Source organism: Aminobacter sp. AP02 (assembly GCF_003148805.1).
Taxonomy (GTDB): domain Bacteria; phylum Pseudomonadota; class Alphaproteobacteria; order Rhizobiales; family Rhizobiaceae; genus Aminobacter.
Genome location: NZ_QGGX01000018.1, coordinates 28111 through 48445, shown reverse-complemented (window position 1 = coordinate 48445; position 20335 = coordinate 28111). Strand labels below are relative to the sequence as shown.

Here is a 20335-nt window from a genome sequence, read left to right as displayed (position 1 = left end):
TCTCCTCCTCAGTCGCCCAGCGGCTGCAGGTTCTTTTCGAGATAATCGCGCAAATGCGCATGCTGTGTCGGCAGCTTCAGCGCTTCACCGAGATGAGCGGTATCCTCGTCGCGGTCGAAGCCGGGCTCATTTGTCGCCACCTCGAACAACACGCCACCTGGCGTGCGGAAATAGATCGCCCAGAAATAGTCGCGGTCGATCACCGGGGTCACCTGGTAACCCGTATCCATCAGCGCCTTGCGCACCTCGAGCTGCTTGGCCCTGTTCTCCACTGCAAAGGCGATGTGATGCACCGAACCTGCGCCGAGACCGGCAAAGGACGCGCCTGGCAGCGTCTCGATGTCGATGAAATCGGCACCATTGCCATCCTTCACCGCAAGCCGCTTGATGCTGCCGGACGTATCGACGTCCTCGTAGCCCATGAACCTCAACAACTCTTCAGTGGCGCCACCGTCGCGCAGCCTGAGCGTCGCTGAATGGAAACCACGGATCGCCTCGTCTGCGGCAACACCACCCCTGACCCAGGGCGCGCGATTGTCGCCCTTGGCCTCGACAAGCGCAAAACCGTCGCCGTCGGGACCGGCAAAGCCGAGACGCTTTTCGCCGAACTTCTCGTCGCGGACGAGCCCACTCACGCCCTCGTCGGCGAAACGCTTTTCCCAGAAAGATAGCGTGCCCTCGGGAACCGAAAACACCGTGGTTCCAACCTCGCCGACACCCGGCCGGCCCTGGCCGATATTGGGGAACGGAAAATAGGTCATCACAGAACCAGGCGTACCAAGCTCGTCGGCATAATAGAGATGGTAGACATCTGGCGCGTCGAAATTGACTGTCTTCTTGACCCGGCGCAGCCCGAGCTTGTGGGTGAAGAACTGGTTGTTTTCAGCCGCATCCCTGGCCATCGAGGTGACGTGATGCAGGCCCTTGATCTGGTCGAGCATGGTTTTGCTCCCTTTGCGTGCGGCCCCTGCCGCGTTGGCAGGAATATGGGCGCATCGATTGTCAGGGCATAGTGGCTGGTCGCAGAATGCACTGTGCTCAATAAGTGAACAATACAAGCGAATGCGTTCACCTATTGTGGCAGGATTTATCGCGACCGAGGCGCTTGCAAGACATTGTGAATCCGGCTTCCTTGGCGCGGTCAATTTTGGGGGCAAGCGTGGCGAACACCGGCGGACGGAAAAACATCCTACTCATCACCTGCGACCAGTGGCGCGGCGACTCCCTCTCGGCTGTCGGCCATCCCCAGGTGAAAACCCCCAATGCCGATGCGCTGGCCCGCGAAGGTGTCCTTTTCAGGCGTCATTATGCCGGAGCCGCACCTTGCTCGCCGGCGCGCGCGTGCCTCTACACCGGCCTCTACCAGATGAACAATCGTGTCTGCCGCAACGGCACACCGCTCGACGACCGCCACGACAACATCGCCCGTGCCGCGCGACGTGTCGGCTACGATCCGACGTTGTTCGGATACACCGATGTTTCGCCCGACCCACGCAATCGCGCGCCCGGCGATCCGTTCCTGCGCAGCTATGAGGGCGTGCTGCCTGGCTTCACCACGCGCCAGCTCCTGCCCGAGCATCAGAAGGCCTGGCTGTCATGGCTCGCGGCGCGCGGCATCGATTCGAGCCCCGGCTTTCCGGACATCCACCGCCCGGTGGACACATCCGCGCCACAGGTAAGTGCAGCCGTGCCGGTCTATTCCAAGGACGAGACGCCAACAGCCTTCCTGACAGGCGAGTTCCTGCGCTGGCTAGGCGAACAGGACGATGGCCAGCCGTGGTTCGCACATGTCTCCTTCCTAAGCCCGCATCCGCCCTTCATCGTGCCCGAGCCGTTCAACACCATGTACGACCCCGCGGAGGGGCCAGCTTATGCCGGCGCTGAAAACTGGCAGGCAGAAGTGGCAAGCCATCCCTTCCTCGCCTATCACCTGGCCCATCATCAGAAGAAATCGAGCTTTATCCCCGGCGCATCGGGCAATGTCGGCGAATGGAGCGAGGACGCGTTTCGCAAGATCCGCGCGCTTTACTACGGCATGATCTCGGAAGTTGATTCCCAGCTCGGCCGTATCTGGCAAGGCATCAAGGCGGCAGGCAGCTGGGACGACACCATTATTATCCTGACCTCCGACCATGCCGAGATGATGGGCGACCATTTCATGCTCGGAAAAGGCGGCTGGTTCGACGGCAGCTACCACATCCCGCTGATCGTCAAGGCGCCCGGCCACGAGCAGGCGGCAGGTACGACTGTCGACCGCTTCACCGCCGCCGTGGACGTCATGCCGACGCTGCTCGACCTCATCGGCGGGGCAGCGCAACCGCATCTCGACGGCCAGTCGTTGGCACCGTTCCTCAAGGGCAGCGAGCCGGCAGCCTGGCGCGATGCCGCCCATTGGGAATACGACTTCCGCTCGGTCGCGGACGGAAAGACAGAAGCCTATTTCGGCATCGGCTCGCGTTCGCTCAACCTGGCGGTCATCCGCACAGAAACTGTCAAATACGTGCATTTCGGCGGCGGGCTGCCGCCGCTGCTCTACGACCTCGCTACCGATCCCGGCGAAACCCGCAACCTCGCCGAGGACCCGAAGTGGCTGCCGGTACGGCTCGAATTCGCCGAAAGGCTTCTTGCCTGGCGTGCCCGACATCTCGACCAGTCGCTCGCCTTGTCGGAGCTCGCGGAAGTTGGAGCTGTGGGCCACTTCGCAAGCTTGCCATAGACGCAAAAAAGCCCGCGCCGAAGCGCGGGCTTTTCTGCTCAGTTCCGCCGCATCTACTGAACGATGATCAGGCGCTGTTCGTCGCGCTTGGCGGCCCAGCTGCCCGCATCATAGGCCGGCTGCGCTTCGAGCTGCTCCTTGGTGAAGGTAGTGTAGAGGTACTTCTTGCCCTGCGTGTCGACCATGAAGGCAAGGTTGTCGCTGCCAACGGCAACTTTCTTCTCACCCATGCCGAGGAAGCCGCCGACGTCGATCACATAGGCATCGATCTTGCCGTCGGCGGTCATCAGGATGTCGCCGATCTCGCCAATGCTGGCGTCATCGGCCCCGTAAACCGTGGTGCCCATCAGCTCTTCGGCACGCAGATCGGCACTCGGCAGCTCCTTGAGCGTCGACTTGTCGATGGCAGAGGTCGTGGTCTTGTCGGTAGTCGTCACGTCGGGCGCGGTCGGTGCCACCGGGGCTTGCGCCGTCTGGTCAACCGCCGGGCTTGCCGGATCCGTCGCCGCTACGGGTGCGGGAGCCGGATCATAAGCGCGGCGGTCGAAATCGGGCAGTGCCTGCAACTGTTCCTTGGTCGTTGCCATCACCAGCCAGCGGTCGCCATTCTTCTCGGCCCAGTCGAACTTGTCGAAGCCGACGGCGACATTCTTCTCACCGATGCCGAGGAAACCGCCGACGCCGATCACCAGCTGGTCGGCCTTGCCGTCGGCGGTCATCACGATGTCTTTGACGTTGCCGATGTTCTCGGCGTCCTCGGCGGTGCCATTGTAGACTTTTTCGCCGATGACGTTGGCGGCAAGGAAGCCTTCAGCATGCGGGATCACTTCCGGCGTCGCCGGTACGGCCTGGGCCGGTGCAGGCGCCGGAGCCGGCGCGGTGGTGTCCTGGGCGTAAGCGCCCGTCGCGATAAGCGTTGCGAAGGCGGTCGTGGCCAAAAGGTTGCGGATCATGATATTCTCTCCTCGTGCGTGTTTTCATGCATGCCGCGCCTCGACCAGTCTTTTGCGGGAAGGGTCCGGCGCGGCCCCTTTACGGGTTCACAACGTCGTGACCCGATCATGGTTCCGAATTTTCGCCAGGGATGTTTTTGCGTGGACCGATGTTCTGCGTTCCAATGCGCATTCTGAAATCTCCTTTCCGCAAGGGCACTTAGCCCGGTGCGGCGGTGGTCTGGTTGACGTTCTTGTCGATCATCTCGCCATAGAATTCAGCTCCGCCCCAAGCAGCCAAGGCAAGAAACAAGCCGGCCACGAGCATGAGCAAAAGGTGACGGCCAGACGTTCCCTGACGCGCCTTTCGAGCTGGAATGATCTTGGTCATGTGCAATCTCCCGTATGGTTCCAGGAGGCTAACGACGCGTCCTCAGCATGGTTCCAAGTGTCCGCCAAGGCTTTTCAAGCTGCGCTGGCCCGTCTAGTTTCCTCAAAGCCAAGAGGGATGGCCGGGTGCAGGACAAAGAAATCATCGCAACGGAGATGACTGGCGACAGCGTCCACGGCGTTGCAGGAAGTGAGACCGCGGCGCCGTTGAAAGCTGCCGCGGACCCCGATTTCGACCGGCTCGTCGGCATTGCTGGAGCGCTCATGCAGACCCCTGCTGCGTTGCTCACGCTGACCGGCCTGGACGGACGGCAAGTCGTCCAGTCTCACTGCGGCATCGATCCCGCGCAGCTTGACGCGGCTGCCCGCCTGGCTGAACGCGTCCTCACCGCCACCGACGTAGCCGACACCACGCATGATCCGGTATTTCCGGTCCACATTGGCGTGCCGATTGTCGTACTAGGTTCCCCGGTGGGCGCCCTGCTGGTGCTAGACAGGAGCGAGCGCCCCAGACCTGAACCGGCCAGGCTCGAACAGCTTGAGGCGCTGGCGGCGCTCGCCGCAAGCCTGATCGCGTTGCGCGACAGCTCCAAGGCCGGCGCGCGGGCCGAGGCTGCCCTGGTGCATGCCGAGAGCCGTCGCGCGGTCGCCCTTGAAGCTGCGGCGCTCGCAAGCTGGGTGTGGAACCCGCGTAGCGGCGTCGTTGAATGCGACACGCTTCTGCCCGAGCTCTTCAACATGCCACCGGCAGCAAAAATACGGGCGCGCGACATCGTCGTCGCCATCGACCGCCGCGACATCGGCAAGACCCGCAAGATGTTTCAGGAAGCGCTCGAAGGCAGCGACGACTATTCCGGAGAGTATCGGATCAGGGGCTTTGAACCGCCGCGCTGGCTCGCCGCGCGCGGCCGCGTCGTCGAGCGCGATGCCAATGGCAGGCCGACGCTGGTCTTTGGCGTCAACTACGACATCACCGAGCGCCGCAGTGCTGAAGAGCGACAACGCCTTTTGCTGCGCGAGATCAACCACCGGGTCAAGAACACGCTCGCGACCGTACAAGCGCTTGCCACCCAGACCGTGCGGCACGCCCGCGAACCGCGCGAATTCCTGGAGGCATTCAGTCAGCGCCTGCGAGCGCTTGGGCTCGCCCATGGCCTTTTGTCGGAATATGAATGGCGCGGCATCGGCATCCGCGATCTGGCCCAAACCGAGCTCAGTCCTTTTGATGACACACAGGCGCCTCGCATCTCGATCGTCGGTCAGGATGCCTTGCTGACGCCAGACCAGGCTCTCGGCCTCGCCCTCATCCTCCACGAACTCGCCAGCAACGCCCTCAAATATGGCTCGCTGTCGGTTCTGAGCGGCAAGGTAGCCCTCACCTGGACGATCCGGGGCGCAAGGAGCGAAAAGCGGTTGCAGATAGAATGGGTGGAGAGCGGCGGACCCAAGGTCACCCCGCCTACGCGTCATGGCTTCGGCTCGATCCTCATTCGCCGCAGCCTGGCGAAAGTCATCTCGAGCGAAGTCAAGCACGAATATCTGCCCGAAGGTGTTCGAGCTCATATCTCGATGCCGCTCGGCGAGCCAGCCGAGGCCAGGACTTAGGCACGCTGAACTATTCGCCGGCTACCCCGTCGCTATCGTCAACTTTGTGATTCTCGCGGTAGATCGCATAGGCAGCGAGCGCCACCACCGGTCCAAGCAGGGCGCCGATGCCGCCCTTGGAGCGAAGCAATGTCGGCAAAACGGCCATCGCCGCTGTTGTGCCAAGCGCGGCAACGTCGGCACGTCGCCGCCTTTGGTCTTCGCGGGCGCGCGAACCGGCCATCAGGCGGTGAAACAGCAGGATCAGCCCCGCCAGCACCAGGAAGCCAAGGCCAAAGCCGACAGACGCCTCGATGTGGCCAAACCTTTGCGCCGCCCAGACAAAGGCAGCGCCGACGAGAAAGCCGACCCCGCAGAGCCCTGCAATTGCGGCGGCCACATAAGCCACCGCCGCGCGGCGTGTGCGCCTGAGCGCAAGTGTGGTCTCGCCGGTGGCGAAACTCGCAATCAACGATGCCAGCATGTGTCCCCCGGCCAGTTTCTAGCGCCGCGCCAGAAGGGCGATGAGGAAGCCGACGCCGGCAGCGATGGCAAGCGACGTGACCGGCTTTTCGCGCACGGTCGCCATGAATTGTTCCTCGATGTCCTTGGCGTTGGCGCGCAATGCCTCAACCGCGGCATCGCTTTGCGCCTTCAAATGATCAGCACCTTGCGACGCGGCCCTGCGAGCAGCGCCATAGCTGTGTTCGCCGGTTGCGGCCAGTTGCTTGGCGAGCATTTCGATATCGGCCTTCAATTGCTTGATGTCGGCCTCGAGGTCCGGTGTTGTCTTGGTCCCATTGCCGGTCTTGCCTGCGGTTGTCGCCATGTCATTGCTCCTTGCATTCGATGGGGCCGAAACGCCTCATAGGCTTGTCGGTTCCGTCGTCGGAGGAACCATCGCTGACCGCCGGACGTTTTGCCAGCCTCATTCAGCTGGAAATTGTCGATGCCCACTCGCACCTTGAAGATGCCCACCCGCACCATGAACAAGGCGCCAACAGTACGCCTGCCGCCAAAATCCAATTTCGAGCTTCTGCTGGTTCGCGGCTCTCAGGTGGCGATGATTTTTGTCGGCATCATCGCCACCGTCTTTGCCCTGCATGCGGGCGAGTTCATCCTCACGCCGATCGGCCTTGGCATCGTCATCGGCCTGATGCTCGGTCCGATCGCCACCAGGCTCGAGCGTTTCAACGTGCCCTCTGCACTGTCAGCGGCCATCGTCGTTTTGCTCTTCATCTTGTCTGTTTGCCTGTTTGCCATGCTGGTCGCATCGCCGCTCAGCTTCTGGCTTCAACGCTTGCCCCAGATTTGGGCGCAGCTCGCCACTCAGTTGTCGGACCTCAAGGGCCCGCTCGAAACATTCAAGAGCATGCGCGACCAATTGCGCCAGGTGACCGGCGGCGAAGGCCTATCGGTTTCGGTCGACGAGGGCACGGGCGTCGAAACCATGGCGACGCTGGCGCCCGCCGTCATAGCCCGGGTGCTGCTGTTTTTCGCCAGCCTCTATTTCTTCGTAGCTACACGCTACCAGACGCGAACCGCCATCCTGAGAGTCTGCTTCAACCGACGCTTGCGCTGGCGTGTCGCCCATATTTTCCGGGATGTCGAACAGCTGGTTTCGCAATATCTTCTGTCGATCACCGTCATCAATGTTGCCGAAGGGCTGACGGTAGGCATCGGCCTATACCTGCTCGGCGTGCCCTCCGCGCCGCTCTGGGGCGCGCTTGCGATCGTCACGAATTTCGTGCCCTTCGTCGGCCCGCTGGTCATGGTCGCGATCTTGTTTGCGGTCGGATTGACCGAGTTCGACACGCTCGGCATGAGCCTGCTTCCAGTGATCTTGTATCTGGGTGTCAACACGGTCGAAGGTCAGTTCGTCACGCCCTACGTCATCGGCAAGACGATGACGCTCAACCCCTTCGTCGTCTTGCTGGCGCTTGCCTTCTGGATCTGGCTTTGGGGCGCGGTCGGCGGTTTCATCGCCATCCCTGCACTGCTGGTTGGCTATGCCATAATCCGCAATGTGCTGCCGGGCGTAAATTGGGGCGTCGACGAACTCGACCGGCGCTACAGCCGCTAGGCACTCACAGCAGTGGGCGTGTGCTTTCGTCGAGGCCGGTCCAGTCGGCAAGGGCCATCAGCCCGTCAATGTCGAGCACCTTGCAGCCACCATCGCGCCACTGCACCAGCTTTCGATCCAACAGCTTCCTAATCGTCTTGTTGGTATGGACGAGCGAAAGACCAAGCGTGTCGGCCACATGCTGCTGGGTGATGGGGATTTCGACCTTGCCGGAACCGCCCATGCCGACCTTTCGTGCCCGGCTGGCGACGAAGGCGAGCAGATAGGCCGCGCGCTCGAGCGCCGATCGGCGTCCAACGCTCAGCAGGTTCTCGTCGAGCATGCGCTCCTCGCGCGACGCGATCCAGGTGATGTCATAGGCGAGACCGGGATAGCCTCGGTAGAGCTCCATCAGGCGGTCGCGTTCGAACATGCACAACAGCATCGGCGAGAGTGCTTCCACAGAATGCTGCATCTTTCCCATCAGGCTGCCTTGCAATCCGATCATGTCGCCGGGCAGCACATAGTTCAGAATCTGGCGGCGGCCGTCCTCAAGCAGCTTGTAGCGAAAGCCCCATCCTCCAAGGACGGTGAAAAGATGCGCGCTGTTGCTGCCTTCCGACAGCAGCGTCGCGCCTTTGTCGACGGAAAGTTCTCCGCGCTTGAAACTGCTGACGAAAGCCAGCTCCTCGTCGTCGAATGCCCTGAACGTCGGCAACGCCCGCAGCGGGCAGTTCGCGCACGACACCTGCCGCGCCATGTCGGTCGGACTGCTCTGCACGGACATGGAACCCTCCAGCTAAGTGAGTGGCAACGCCTTCACGGCGCGAAAAGTTCCTCGCCAATGAACTCAAGGCTTGCTTCCTTGCGAGGTCATGTCTTTTTTAAATGACAGCGGGCTCGACTACCGCCATGTTCGATCTGGAATTCATGGAGTGCCCCTCGACGTGCCAACCCCGCTTTCAGGACTGCGTATCCTTGTGCTCGAAGACGAGGCGCTGATCGCTCTCGACGTCGAGCAGCTGTGCCGGGACAATGGCGCGGGAGAGGTCGCCATAGCCAGCAACCTGCGCGAGGCTCAGCAAGCTTCACAACCCTATGACGCCGCCATCATCGATGTCATGCTCGATGGCGAGCCGACATTCGATTTCGCGCGTTCCCTGGAAGCGGCAGGCGTGCCGTTCGTCTTTGCCTCCGGCTACGATCAGCTGGACGAAATTTTCAAAGGGTTCCCCGACGTCACCTTGGTAAGCAAACCCTATGCTGGCGACGACCTCGTCGAGGCCGTTGCCCAAAGCATCCGCAAGCTTGCCCGCTCAGCCGGTTGATCCCATGACCTGGGCCGCGATAGCATCCGGCCCATAGTCGGCCTCGCCCGAGATATCGAGTATCTCTTGCAGCCTGTTGCGGGCACGGCTGACGCGGCTCTTGATGGTGCCAACGGCGCAGCCGCAGATTTCCGCAGCCTCCTCGTAGGAAAAGCCGGAAGCGCCGATCAGGATGATCGCCTCGCGCTGGTCTTCGGGCAGTTGCTCGAGCGCCTTGCGGAAATCGTCGAGATCAAGCCGGCCGGGCTGGCTTGGGTGGACAGCCAGGCGTGCCGTCAAAAGACCGTCGCTGTCTTGTACTTCGCGGCCGCGCTTGCGCATTTGGGAGTAAAACTCGTTGCGCAGGATGGTGAACAGCCAAGCCTTCAGATTGGTACCGGGCTGAAAGCTGGCCTGTTTGTCCCACGCCTTGACCAACGTTTCCTGGACCAGGTCGTCGGCCCTGTCAGCGTTTTGCGAAAGTGACATGGCGAAGGCGCGCAGGCCCGGAATTGTCGCGAGCAGGTCGCCCTTGAAACCGAGGGAAGCTGCCATGCGCGTCAGTCCTTCTGCTGCGCGGGTTCAGCTTCTTCCAACTGGCTGAGCAGCTGCGCGAAGCGATCCGGAACTTCGTCGGACACCAGCTCATCGTAATATTGTTTGAGTTTTCGGCCTATTTCGGAGTTTGCCCCTAAAGGTTCTCCATCGCGGCGGCGGTTCACCCCGGCGTTGCCTGCGCCACTGGTCTGCTTGGTCATATGCTCGCTTTGCCCTTTTGCACCGTCAGACGTCCCGCTTCCGAATTGACGGCGCGCAACAACCTCGTCCGGTTTCCCGAATTTTGCACCCAACTCCCCAAATGCAGATAGGTTCCACAAAAGAGGAACTTTTGCACAGACAATGCGTTGTGTGCTCGCTTCAACGCAGATTTGACAACGTCACATGAGGGAGACGTCGACTATGACTTTATCCACGAGAATCGCCCCCCACCTGCCCTATCTCCGCCGTTTCTCGCGCGCGGTCTCAGGTTCCCAGGAGAGCGGCGATGCGCTGGTAGCCGCGATGCTCGAAGCGCTCATCGATGACATCGATGTCTTCCCGTCCGCATCAAGCGACCGCATCGCGCTCTACAAGGTATTTGCCCGCCTGTTCACTTCGGTATCTATTCGCGTGCCGCAGGAATCGTCTCCTCTCGCCTGGGAGAAGCGCGCCGCGGCCAATCTTTCCGCGCTCTCGCCGCGCCCGCGTCAGGCGTTCCTGCTCGTCGCTGTCGAAGGGTTCAACGATGTCGAAGCCGCCGAGGTGCTCGACGCCGACCACGAGGAATTCGCCCAGCTGCTGCAGGAAGCAAGCGGGGAAATATCGCGCCAGGTGGCAACAGACATCCTGATCATCGAGGACGAGCCACTGATTGCCATGGATATCGAGGAAATGGTGGAAAGCCTCGGCCATCGGGTCGTGGGCACCGCACGCACCCATGCGGAAGCCACTGCCATGTTCAAGAAGACGCGGCCCAAGATGATTCTGGCAGACATCCAGCTCGCCGACGGCAGCTCCGGCATCGAAGCCGTCAACGAGATGCTGTCTTCGGCTCCGCTGCCGGTGATCTTCATCACCGCCTTCCCCGAACGCCTTCTCACCGGCGAACGCCCGGAGCCAGCGTTCCTCGTCACCAAGCCCTTCAACCCCGACATGGTCAAGGCGCTGATAAGTCAGGCTTTGTTCTTTGACAGACAGGCGAAAGCTGCGGCATAGCCCTTTTTTGGTGCCGCCACAGGGAACCAACCTTGTGGCGATACGTTTTTCATTTGTCATTTGAAGGAGATAGACCATGCTTTATTGGGCGCTCGTATTTCTCGTCGTCGCGATCATCGCCGGCGCCCTCGGCTTCGGCGGCATCGCCGGAACATCCGCTGGCATCGCGCAGATTCTGTTCTTCATCTTCCTGGCGTTCCTGGTCATTTCGTTGATCGCGGGCCTTTTCAGGCGCGCATGACGGCGTTGGCAAAATGAAGACAAACCCGAGACTGGAAGCCGGCCCCCTCAGTCGGAATCCAGCGCCGCCGGGTAGCGCTGCAATTCTGTGGCGTTGCCCGGCGGTCCCATTTCGGCACCGGCTTGTTCTTTGGCCAGTCCGAACAATACGCTGAGTAGAGCAAAGGCTCTCGTCGCATGGCCAATCCATCCCCCTCCCCAACGGGACAAAGTTCACGGGTGGACGCAGCCCTCCTCCACGCTTCCCGCAATGCCGGCATCGCAGTGCTGTACCAGGACCGCAAGCTGCGCACCGTTTGGTCGCACAACCTGCAGCCGCCTTGGGCGGAAGCGCTTGAGGAAAAGCCCGGCGACGGCAGTCTTCTGCCGCAGCAGCAGGCCGACCGCCTCGCGGCAGCCAAAAAGAACGTTATTGCGACCGGCCATCCGGACGGGCTTGAGATCAGCGTCGCCGACAGCACCTCGGGCATGCGCTGGTTCGAGGTCTGCATCGATGCCGATGTCTCGGATCGCGGCCAAATCCAGGGCGTGGTCGTTACCGTCATCGAAACGACGGAGCAGAAGCGCCGCGAGCAGACGCTGAAGGCGCTATTGCGCGAGGTCAGCCACCGCTCCAAGAACCTGCTTGCCATCATCCAGAGCATCGCCAGCCAGACCGGCCACTATTCCGGCTCCATTGACGGTTTTTTGGAGCGTTTCCGTGGTCGCCTCCAGTCCATCGCCTCGTCGCAGGACCTCGTCACCTCGTCCAACTGGCGAGGCGCGGGCTTCCGCGAGCTGGTCGTAGGACAGGTTGGCCGCTACAGCATCGATACGGACAACAGCGTGCGCTTTTCCGGCGACGACCCCTACCTCAATCCCAACGCCGCCCTCCATATCGGCCTTGCCGTGCATGAATTGGCGGTCAATTCGGTGAGCTACGGCGCGCTTTCCCGTGCCGACGGTTATGTCGAGGTTGCTGCGGCCAGGACGTCGGCTGGGCCGGACGGCGTGGAAAATATGACCGTGCATTGGTCCGAGGGGATTGGCCCGGTGACTGACAGCGCGATGCGCAAGAAGCGTTTCGGCAGCGTGGCGCTGGAACGTGTGGTGCCGACCGCACTCAACGGGTCCGCCCAACTCGATTTTGGCACCGATACGCTGGAATACAGGCTGGTCATGCCCAGGGCCAATTTCGAATTGGAATAAGGCTGCCGGACTGCCGGGCCGGCAGCCTCTATAGCCCAAAAGTTCTAGGCATTTTGAGTCACGAGTATCATGGAACTTTTCGCCGTAGATGGCCGTTTCATGGGCAAGGTGGTTTGGCCATGGAACACATCGCAGCACTTTTGTTGGTCGTTTCCTGCTCGCAGGATTTGTCTGGCTGCCGAGAGGTTCGGCCGCCAACGGCGGTTTTCGAAGCCTTCGAGGACTGCCAAAGCGAGTTACCCAATGCCTTGAGCACCCTTGCGCCCGGGTATCCGCGGCTCTTCGCAAAATGCCTGCAGGTCGACCCGGCACTTGAGGACGACTACGATCAGCTGACCTGGAATGTCCTGCCCAACGGCACGCTCGATGCGTCCCTTTCGGTTTCCAAAGTCGTCGTCGCTTCCGGTACGGCCAGCGCCAAGCCGGCCTATGTTCACTGATGCCCCAAATACGACGATACACCGGTACATGGACGCGCAGCTGAAAATGATTCCGATTCTTGAGCCGATGCGCTAAGTACCGGAAGGGACGATTTTGAAGCGAGAGGACTGAACCATATGAAGAAGATGATTATTGCCCTTGCAGCGCTCGTTGCGATTTCAGGCTGCACGACCACCGAGCGCGACCTCGCCGTTGGCACGGGCGTAGGAGCGGTGGCCGGCGGGCTTATCGGCGGTGGCAAGGGTGCTTTGATTGGCGGCGCCGTTGGCGCGGCGTCGGGCCTTCTCGTCCGCAACCTCCGCAATGGCTACTGCGAATATCGCGATAGCCGCGGCCAGCTCTACACCGCACGCTGCCGCTAAGCGCAAGCATTCCATCGCCCGGCGTCGACCGATGTCGCCGCCGGGTTTTGCTTGTCCGGCAAAAGCCTGTCAGTCGTGAAACGGTATGTCGATCTCGACCCTGAGCCCGTCCTGCGCATAGTGCCGCACAATGCGGCCTTCCAGCTCGCGGGTAATGTTCATGTCGATCAGCTTGGTACCAAAGCCTATCTTTTCTGGCGCTGAGACGCCCTTGCCGTTGCGCTCCGCCCAGTTCAGCACCAGTCGCCGCCCCTTGCCGTGGCCATTGAGGTGCCATTCCACCTTCAGCCCGCCAACGGAGTTGTCGCCATCGCCATACTTCAAGGCGTTGGTCGCCAGTTCGTGGAACGTCAGGCCGAGCGCCTGCGTGGTCGTTTCGTCGAGCTCGACCGAGGGACCCGACGTCATGCCCTCGGGTAGTTCTTTGCCGAACACCTGGCCGAGTTCGATGCGCAGGAGTTCGCTGAGATCGGCTTTCTGCCAACGCGAGCGCGTCAGCATATCCTGCGACGCGGCCATGGCCTGCAGCCGTGCTGAAAACGATCCCGAGAATTCGTCGACATCCTTGGAGCCTGCAGCCGTCTGCCGCGCCATCGCCAGAACGCGTGCGATCAGGTTCTTGATGCGGTGCTTCATCTCCTGGAGCATCAGATCCTTCTCGAGGAGGCTCTTTTCGGTCGTCTCGTGCAGCAGGCTCGCCGCCTCGTAGGCACGCTGCTGGTAGCGGGCAACAAGGGCGATGGACCCTGCCAGCACGAGCCCGAACAGGCCCAGCATCAAGGGTGCCGTCCGAGGCGATGGCGGCACGAAGACGGTGCTCGGTCGAAAATTGATCGTCCACTTGCGGCCGGCGACACTGGTCTCGCGCACCACCGAGAAACTGTCGCCAAAACCGGGGTCGGGCGGCGCCTCCGAACGAAACAGCAGCGTGTCTTCGCCTCTCGTCCCGTCGAACACTTCCACCGACACCGGCAGCAACGGCGCCTTGCCGAGCGCGGCCTGAAACAGCTCGGCAGTGCGGAATGCGACATACAGGAACCCGGCGGGTGCCGACCCTTCGCCATCCGGCCTGTCGACACGCGAGAACACCAAGATACCCGGCTGGCGTGCTGCATCGTCGTTGGCTTGGCCGAGCAGCACGCGCCCGGTTGCTCTGGATTCACCATGGCTGGCCATCGCCGCCTCGATGGCGGCTTTCCGCAACGGGTCGGTCGCCATGTCGAAGCCCATCGCATCGAGGCTTGCCTTGCTCATCGGCTCAAACAGCACGATCGGCGCCCGCCATTGCAGAGTTGTGTCCGGAAAAAGCTGACGGTCGATGCCGTAGCTGTCCTTCAGCTCGCGCGTGACTATGTCTTCCTTGCCGGTTTCGATGAACCTCAGGAAACCTATGCCGCGCAGGCCGGAGAAATTCCTGGCGACATCGAGCGAACCGAAAAAGGAACGGAACTGGTCGCGCGAGATTTCGCCCTTCTGGGCGGCGAACATCGCCTGCGTGGCATGCAGCAGGGCAAGGTCGAACTCCACCTTGCCCTCGATGCGGTTAAGCGCATCGTCCGCCACCGCCTGGAACTTGATGCGGGCTGCCTCGACCGTCGCCAGATAGACAAGCGCTGCCATCGTCAGGCTGACCAGCGTGACTGCAGCAAAGATCAGACTGGGAAAGTATTTTCTCAATTCTGGCTGGCTCGCATTTCCCCTCGTTCATTACAGCATGATCGCGAAAAGTGGGAACAGCTTTTCGCGATATGCTTGGAACCGGGATTGCCAGTTTGATCAATTCGAGGCGGACTTCAGGCCGCGATCTGCATCGCTCCCGGCCCCGGGATGGCCCCGGGCGGGCATTTGCCGAGAATGATCATGCCGAGCACCTCGTCCTTGGTGACGTCCTGGGTGCGCGCCGTGCCGACGACCTGGCCGTTCTTCATCACGCAGACGCGGTCGGCGAGATCGAAGACGTCATGGATGTCGTGGCTGATCAGGAAGATGCCGATGCCGTCGGCCTTGAGCTGCTTGACCAGTTCGCCGACTTGCGCCGTCTCCTGCGGTCCAAGTGCCGCCGTCGGCTCGTCCATGATCAGGATGCGGGCGTTGAACAGGATCGCGCGCGCGATCGCCACCGACTGGCGCTGGCCGCCCGACAGCTTGCTCACCGGCTCCTTGAAACGCTGGAACCGCGGGTTGAGCCGGCCCATCACCTTGCGTGCCTCGGCTTCCATGGCGACGTCGTCCAGCGTGCCGTAGGCGGTCATGATCTCGCGCCCGAGGAAAAGGTTCGCCGCCGCGTCGACATTGTCGGCCAAGGCGAGTGTCTGGTAGATCGTCTCGATGCCGTATTTCTTGGCATCGCGCGGATTGGCGATTTGCGCCTCGCTGCCGTTGACGAAGATCGTGCCACTGTCACGCTTGTAAGCCCCCGACAGGATCTTGATCAGTGTCGACTTGCCAGCGCCATTGTGGCCGAGCAGGGCCACGACTTCGCCGGGAAAGAGGTCGACCGAAGCGTCGTCGACGGCGCGGATGCCGCCGAAGGCGATCGAGATGTTCTTCAGGTCGACGAGCGGGATACGGGTCTGTTCCATGATCTTGGCTCCCGATTTCGTTAGACGCGCTTGCGGTAGAGTGTGTCGAGCCAGACGGCCACGACCAGCACCATGCCGACGACGATGTTTTGCAGCGGGGTGTCGAGGCCGAGCAGCACCATGCCCGACTGCAGCGACTGCATCAAAAGCGCACCGAGCATGGCACCTGCCACCGTTCCGGAGCCGCCCGCCAACGACGTGCCGCCAATGACCGCGGCAGCGATGACCAACAGCTCGTCTAGCGTGCCCATGACGTTGGTCGAGGCGTTCTGGCGCGCCGACGAAATCGCGGCGCTGATCGCCGTCAGGAGCCCCATGATCATGAAGATCTTCATCGTCACCCAGCGGGTGTTGATGCCGGCGAGTTCAGCTGCTTCCGGATTGCCACCGATTGCGAAGACATAGCGGCCGAAGCGCGTGCGCGTCGTGATGAAGGTCATAATCACGCCGATCGCTACCGCGATCAGCACCGGGATGGCGATACCATGGGCGATGAACAGGCCGCCCTCGGGAATGGTGATACCATTGGCCTCGGCATATTTGCGCACGATGCCGATCGGCCAGGGGTAGGAATTAGCAACCTTGACGGCGCCCAGGATCGCACCGCAGGTGACGATGCCGAGGAATACCTCCGCCCAAACCGGGCGCAGCGGGAACTTGAAGCGCTTGCGCTGCCTGCGTCCGTTTATCAGCATCAAAACGACAGCCACGCAGGCGATCACGGCGATGACCCAGCTTGCCGTTGCTCCTATGGAGCCCGCGGGACCGCCACCCATCAGCTGGAACGTCGGGTCGAGCGGGGCAACGGTGCGGCCGCTGGTGACCCACCAGGCGGCACCGCGCCAGACCAGCAGGCCGCCCAGCGTCACGATGAAGGCGGGGATCGCGAGATAGGCGATCAGGAACCCTTGGAAGGCGCCGATGACAAGGCCCATGGCCAGGCCGACGCAAAGGGCTATGACCCATATCCATGGATCACCAAGCGGCAGGCCGATGACGCGCGGCAAGAACTCCGCCTGGGTGACGCCCATCACCATTCCGATGAAGCCCTGCACCGAGCCGACGGACAGGTCGATGTTGCGGGTGACGATCACCAGCACCATGCCGGTCGCCATGATCGCCACGGAAGCGGACTGCACCGACAGGTTCCACAGGTTGCGAGGCGTCAGGAACAACCCGCCCGAGAGGATATGCAGTCCCACCCAGATCAGCAGCAGAGCTCCGATCATGCCAAGCATGCGCGTATCGATCTCGGTGTCGCGAAGAAAGCGTCCGACCAGACTGAGTTCGGTCGTTCGCGCTCGGTCGGCCGGCGCGTTGGAAGTCGTTTCTGTCATTGTTACCTCCCAACCGGGTGGCCGTCTCCGCGGCAGCCGGTGTGCGCATGATAGGGGCAATCCGCCATGTCATGAAGCGGGCGCTTTTGAAAAACGCCGCGGACAAGCCGCGGCGTTCTGCGATCGGATCTATCCGGTCTTAGTTGCAGGCAGCAACCGAACCGGCAGCCACGCCCTGGCAGACCACGTCCTTGCCAACCCAGCCGGCGTCGATGACGACGTTGAGGTTGTCCTTGGTGATCGGAACCGGGGTCAGGAAGACCGAGTTCAGTTCGAGGCCGCCAGGTGTCTTGAACTTGGTGACGTTGGCGATCTCTTCCATCTTCTTGCCGTCGGCGAGCTGCGAGGCGATCTCGGCCGCGTTCTTGCCCAGTTCGCGCGCGTCCTTCCACACCGATACGGTCTGGGTGCCAAGCGCGATGCGGTTGAGCGCGGCATGGTCGCCGTCCTGGCCCGATACCGGCACCGAGCCGGCAAGGCCCTGCGCCTGGAGCGCTGCGATCGCACCGCCAGCGGTGCCGTCGTTGGAAGCCACGACCGCATCGATCTTGTTGTCGTTGGCGGTCAGGAACTGCTCCATGTTCTTCTGGGCGTTGGCCGGCAGCCAGCCGTCGGTGTAGGCCTCGCCGACATTCTTGATCTTGCCGGCGTCGACGGCTTCCTTGAGCACTTCCATCTGGCCCGCAAACAGGAAGTCGGCGTTCGGATCGGCACCGCTGCCCTTGATGAAGACGTAGTTGCCTTCAGGCTTGGCGGCGAACACGCCCTTGGCCTGCATGCGACCGACTTCCTTGTTGTCGAAGGTGAGGTAGAAGGCGTCCTTGTTTTCGATCAGGCGGTCATAGCCGACGACCGGGATGCCCTCGGCGACAGCCTTGTCGACAGCCGGTCCGATGGCCGATGCGTCCTGCGCCAGGATGATCAGGGCGTTGGCGCCCTGCGAGATCAGGCTCTCGACGTCGGTCAACTGCTTAGCCGGCGACGACTGTGCGTCAGCCGAGATGTACTTGTCGCCGGCGGCTTCAATGGCAGCCTTCATCGCGGCTTCGTCGGTCTTCCAGCGTTCTTCCTGGAAGTTCGACCACGACACGCCGATGACCTTGTCCTTCGCCGAAGCCACTGCCGAAAGCGACAGAGTCATGGCGACACCCGCCAGGATGGCGGTGGTAAACTTTTTCATGATTTCCTCCCTGCGCCCAATGGGCGCGCCTACTTCGCGATAGCCCTTGGAGAAGCTCTTTTTTTCGAGCCTCGAAAAAATACTGACTCAACGACCAGCCGCTGTCAACATGCTTTCGCGCGGTCTCTGCTATTTTTTCGGAGCTCGAAATAAATAAAGACATTTGGCTTCGGCTCTGTCACTATTACTTGGCGCGCTAAGGGACTGCCGCATAAGAAGGGCAGCGCTTCGCCGGGAGGAAGACGAGCACATGTCGGTCGGCATACGTCACGACGATCTGAGACGGCGCAACCGCGCCATGGTTATATCCGCCGTTCGTCGCGCCAGCCAGCCCTCGCGCACAGAAATTGCCGCCACAACTGGCCTCAGCCACTCCACCATATCGACCATAGCTTCCGATCTGATCGCCGAGGGCATCCTTGCCGAAGCCAAGGGCAACGAACAGGCGGCAATGAAACGTGGGCGTCCGCAAGTTGCATTGGCGCTCGATCCCAAGGCTGCATCCATCGTTGCGGTCGTGCTTTCGCTCAACAGCCTTTCGGCCGCCGTCATCGACTATGCCGGCAACACGATCGTCGAAGACAGCCGCCGCCTCGTGACGCAGCGTATGGCCGCTCACGCGCTGATCGACGAATGCGTCGCCATGATCCGGGACCTGATCGCGCGCGTCGAAACATCGAACGGGCCGGTTCTTCGCATCGCCCTCGCCGTCCAGGGCATCACCGATTCCGGCTCGCGCAAGCTGCTGTGGTCACCGATCACCTCGCATGACGACATCCCCTTTGCCGACAGCCTCGAGCAGGAGTTCGGCGTGCCGGTGACGGTCGAAAACGACTGCAACATGATCGCCGAGGCCCTGCGCTGGCGCGACCCGGCCCGCTACCGCGACGACTTCATTGCCATCCTGCTTTCGCATGGCATCGGCATGGGGCTGGTGCTGAAGGGCGAACTGTTCACCGGAACGCATTCGTCGGGTGGCGAGTTCGGCCATATGATCCATCGCCCGGACGGAGCGCTCTGTCGCTGCGGTCGGCGCGGCTGTGTCGAGGCCTATGCCGGCAACTATGCGATCTGGCGCAATGCCCGTCTCGGCGACGAGAATGCCGAGCCTCTCGCCGACCTCTCCGACGAGGACATCACGGCTCTTGCCGACGCCGCCCGCGACCATGACGGTCCCGAGCGCGAGGCGTTCCGCAAGGCAGGTGAAGCCATCGGCTTCGGCCTGGGCTCGATGTTCGCGCTGATCGACCCGGCACCGCTTGCCTTTGTCGGCGTAGGCGCTACCGCCTTCGACCTGATGGAGCCGCATGTCCGCGCAGCGATCGCCAGAACTGCGGGCGGACTGCATTCAAAGGCGATCTCCTTCGACACCGAGCCGAACGAGGTTCCTCTCATCCGCCTGGGCTGCCTGATGCGCGCCCTGCTCTATGTCGATCAGGAGATCTTCGCCTCAGGCACGACCCCGCGCCATACCGGGGCCGATGTCGCTTAATCCTCGCGGATGGCGTAACCGGCGCCACGGATGGTGCGGATCACATCGGGCATGCGGCCATTGTTGACCGCCTTGCGCAGACGCCCGACATGAACGTCCACCGTGCGTTCGTCGATATAAATCGTCTCGCCCCAGACATTGTCGAGCAGCTGGCTGCGCGAAAACACCCGGCCGGGATGCCGCATCATGAATTCGAGCAGGCGAAACTCGGTCGGCCCGAGTTTGATCTCGCTCTTCTTGCGGTAGACCCGGTGCGACTCGCGGTCGAGCATGATGTCGCCGACCTTGAGCACCGAAGACAGCACCTCTGGCTTGGCCCGACGCAGCAATGCCTTGACCCGCGCCATGAACTCAGGCGTCGAGAACGGCTTGACCAGATAATCGTCGGCGCCCGTCGACAACCCGCGCACGCGATCGCTCTCTTCGCCGCGCGCGGTCAGCATGATGATCGGCAGGCGCTCGGTGTCTGGGCGCATGCGAAGCCGGCGGCACAGTTCGATGCCGGAAAGTGCCGGCACCATCCAGTCGAGAACCAGAAGGTCCGGTACGTTTTCCTGCAGCCTGATCTCGGCCTCGTCGCCACGCGTGACGACCTCGACCTGGTAGCCTTCGGATTCGAGATTGTAGCGAAGCAGCACGCCCAGCGGCTCTTCGTCTTCGACCAACATGACCTTGGGAGCGATCATCGGCTATACCTTGTCCTGGCGCATGGCCGCTTGCGGACCATACGCTGATTTAACCTATGCAGCGCCCCCGCGCCAAACGCA

23 protein-coding genes are annotated in these 20335 nt (G+C 62.0%); 10 read left to right on the top strand and 13 right to left on the bottom strand.

Annotated features, from left to right (window positions below; all coding sequences use genetic code 11):
- Positions 1–8: 8 nt before the first annotated feature.
- Positions 9–941: a VOC family protein gene (locus tag C8K44_RS21020; protein ID WP_109577725.1), complete on the bottom strand. Its 933-nt coding sequence runs from the start codon at positions 939–941 to the stop codon at positions 9–11.
- Positions 942–1159: 218 nt separating this feature from the next.
- On the opposite strand from C8K44_RS21020, the gene C8K44_RS21015 reads away from it, so the two are divergent.
- Positions 1160–2716 (top strand): alkaline phosphatase family protein, encoded by a 1557-nt coding sequence (locus C8K44_RS21015; RefSeq protein ID WP_109577724.1) that lies wholly within the window; start codon positions 1160–1162, stop codon positions 2714–2716.
- Between the two features lie 53 nt (positions 2717–2769).
- Here C8K44_RS21015 and C8K44_RS21010 read toward each other — a convergent pair whose 3' ends face one another.
- Entirely contained in the window at positions 2770–3669 is a 900-nt protein-coding gene (locus C8K44_RS21010; protein WP_109577723.1) for a PRC-barrel domain-containing protein, read from the bottom strand.
- A 199-nt stretch (positions 3670–3868) separates the two neighbouring features.
- On the bottom strand, positions 3869–4039 hold the full coding sequence (locus C8K44_RS27755; RefSeq protein ID WP_199227157.1) for a hypothetical protein: 171 nt from the start codon (positions 4037–4039) through the stop codon (positions 3869–3871).
- A 125-nt stretch (positions 4040–4164) separates the two neighbouring features.
- On the opposite strand from C8K44_RS27755, the gene C8K44_RS21005 reads away from it, so the two are divergent.
- Positions 4165–5643: an HWE histidine kinase domain-containing protein gene (locus tag C8K44_RS21005; RefSeq protein WP_348626347.1), complete on the top strand. Its 1479-nt coding sequence runs from the start codon at positions 4165–4167 to the stop codon at positions 5641–5643.
- A gap of 10 nt (positions 5644–5653) precedes the next feature.
- On the opposite strand, the gene C8K44_RS21000 is transcribed toward C8K44_RS21005, so the two are convergent.
- Entirely contained in the window at positions 5654–6106 is a 453-nt protein-coding gene (locus tag C8K44_RS21000; protein WP_109577722.1) for a hypothetical protein, read from the bottom strand.
- Positions 6107–6124: 18 nt separating this feature from the next.
- Positions 6125–6451 (bottom strand): DUF883 family protein, encoded by a 327-nt coding sequence (locus C8K44_RS20995; RefSeq protein WP_109577721.1) that lies wholly within the window; start codon positions 6449–6451, stop codon positions 6125–6127.
- A gap of 120 nt (positions 6452–6571) precedes the next feature.
- Here C8K44_RS20995 and C8K44_RS20990 point away from each other — a divergent pair, with 120 nt between their 5' ends.
- Positions 6572–7705 (top strand): AI-2E family transporter, encoded by a 1134-nt coding sequence (locus tag C8K44_RS20990; RefSeq protein WP_245417577.1) that lies wholly within the window; start codon positions 6572–6574, stop codon positions 7703–7705.
- A 4-nt stretch (positions 7706–7709) separates the two neighbouring features.
- Here the strand turns inward: C8K44_RS20990 and C8K44_RS20985 are convergent, their stop codons facing one another.
- Positions 7710–8471 carry a Crp/Fnr family transcriptional regulator gene (locus C8K44_RS20985; protein ID WP_109577719.1) on the bottom strand — a complete coding sequence of 254 codons (762 nt, stop codon included), beginning with the start codon at positions 8469–8471 and terminating at the stop codon, positions 7710–7712.
- A gap of 148 nt (positions 8472–8619) precedes the next feature.
- Between C8K44_RS20985 and C8K44_RS20980 the strand changes: the two genes are divergently transcribed.
- Positions 8620–9012, top strand: a complete 393-nt coding sequence (locus C8K44_RS20980; RefSeq protein ID WP_348626346.1) for a response regulator — start codon at positions 8620–8622, stop codon at positions 9010–9012.
- Here the strand turns inward: C8K44_RS20980 and C8K44_RS20975 are convergent.
- A complete protein-coding gene (locus C8K44_RS20975; RefSeq protein WP_109577717.1) occupies positions 9001–9546 on the bottom strand; it encodes a sigma-70 family RNA polymerase sigma factor in 546 nt (181 codons plus the stop codon). The genes C8K44_RS20980 and C8K44_RS20975 overlap by 12 nt on opposite strands.
- A gap of 5 nt (positions 9547–9551) precedes the next feature.
- Complete coding sequence (locus C8K44_RS20970; protein ID WP_109577774.1) at positions 9552–9749, bottom strand: NepR family anti-sigma factor; 198 nt, start codon at positions 9747–9749, stop codon at positions 9552–9554.
- Between the two features lie 202 nt (positions 9750–9951).
- On the opposite strand from C8K44_RS20970, the gene C8K44_RS20965 reads away from it, so the two are divergent.
- The 5 genes from C8K44_RS20965 (at position 9952) to C8K44_RS20945 (ending at position 12977) form a co-directional block, all read left to right on the top strand.
- On the top strand, positions 9952–10746 hold the full coding sequence (locus tag C8K44_RS20965) for a response regulator (RefSeq protein WP_109577716.1): 795 nt from the start codon (positions 9952–9954) through the stop codon (positions 10744–10746).
- A gap of 76 nt (positions 10747–10822) precedes the next feature.
- Positions 10823–10987, top strand: coding sequence for a DUF1328 domain-containing protein (locus tag C8K44_RS20960; RefSeq protein WP_018429836.1), 165 nt, complete (start codon positions 10823–10825; stop codon positions 10985–10987).
- A 218-nt stretch (positions 10988–11205) separates the two neighbouring features.
- On the top strand, positions 11206–12174 hold the full coding sequence (locus C8K44_RS20955) for a sensor histidine kinase (protein ID WP_348626345.1): 969 nt from the start codon (positions 11206–11208) through the stop codon (positions 12172–12174).
- 119 nt (positions 12175–12293) lie between these two features.
- Positions 12294–12614 carry a hypothetical protein gene (locus C8K44_RS20950; protein WP_109577714.1) on the top strand — a complete coding sequence of 107 codons (321 nt, stop codon included), beginning with the start codon at positions 12294–12296 and terminating at the stop codon, positions 12612–12614.
- A 117-nt stretch (positions 12615–12731) separates the two neighbouring features.
- Entirely contained in the window at positions 12732–12977 is a 246-nt protein-coding gene (locus tag C8K44_RS20945; protein WP_109577713.1) for a YMGG-like glycine zipper-containing protein, read from the top strand.
- Positions 12978–13046: 69 nt separating this feature from the next.
- Here C8K44_RS20945 and C8K44_RS20940 read toward each other — a convergent pair whose 3' ends face one another.
- The 4 genes from C8K44_RS20940 to xylF all read right to left on the bottom strand — a co-directional run bounded on the left by C8K44_RS20940 (position 13047) and on the right by xylF (position 18076).
- Positions 13047–14654, bottom strand: a complete 1608-nt coding sequence (locus C8K44_RS20940; RefSeq protein WP_109577712.1) for a CHASE domain-containing protein — start codon at positions 14652–14654, stop codon at positions 13047–13049.
- A 116-nt stretch (positions 14655–14770) separates the two neighbouring features.
- Positions 14771–15559, bottom strand: a complete 789-nt coding sequence (locus C8K44_RS20935; protein ID WP_109577711.1) for an ATP-binding cassette domain-containing protein — start codon at positions 15557–15559, stop codon at positions 14771–14773.
- A 20-nt stretch (positions 15560–15579) separates the two neighbouring features.
- Entirely contained in the window at positions 15580–16896 is a 1317-nt protein-coding gene (locus C8K44_RS20930) for a sugar ABC transporter permease (RefSeq protein ID WP_109577710.1), read from the bottom strand.
- A gap of 139 nt (positions 16897–17035) precedes the next feature.
- On the bottom strand, positions 17036–18076 hold the full coding sequence (gene xylF, locus C8K44_RS20925; RefSeq protein ID WP_109577709.1) for a D-xylose ABC transporter substrate-binding protein: 1041 nt from the start codon (positions 18074–18076) through the stop codon (positions 17036–17038).
- A 250-nt stretch (positions 18077–18326) separates the two neighbouring features.
- Here xylF and C8K44_RS20920 point away from each other — a divergent pair, with 250 nt between their 5' ends.
- On the top strand, positions 18327–19568 hold the full coding sequence (locus tag C8K44_RS20920; RefSeq protein ID WP_109577708.1) for an ROK family protein: 1242 nt from the start codon (positions 18327–18329) through the stop codon (positions 19566–19568).
- Here C8K44_RS20920 and phoB read toward each other — a convergent pair.
- Positions 19565–20254: a phosphate regulon transcriptional regulator PhoB gene (phoB, locus tag C8K44_RS20915; RefSeq protein ID WP_109577707.1), complete on the bottom strand. Its 690-nt coding sequence runs from the start codon at positions 20252–20254 to the stop codon at positions 19565–19567. The two genes, C8K44_RS20920 and phoB, sit on opposite strands and share 4 nt — an antisense overlap.
- Positions 20255–20335 lie beyond the last annotated feature (81 nt).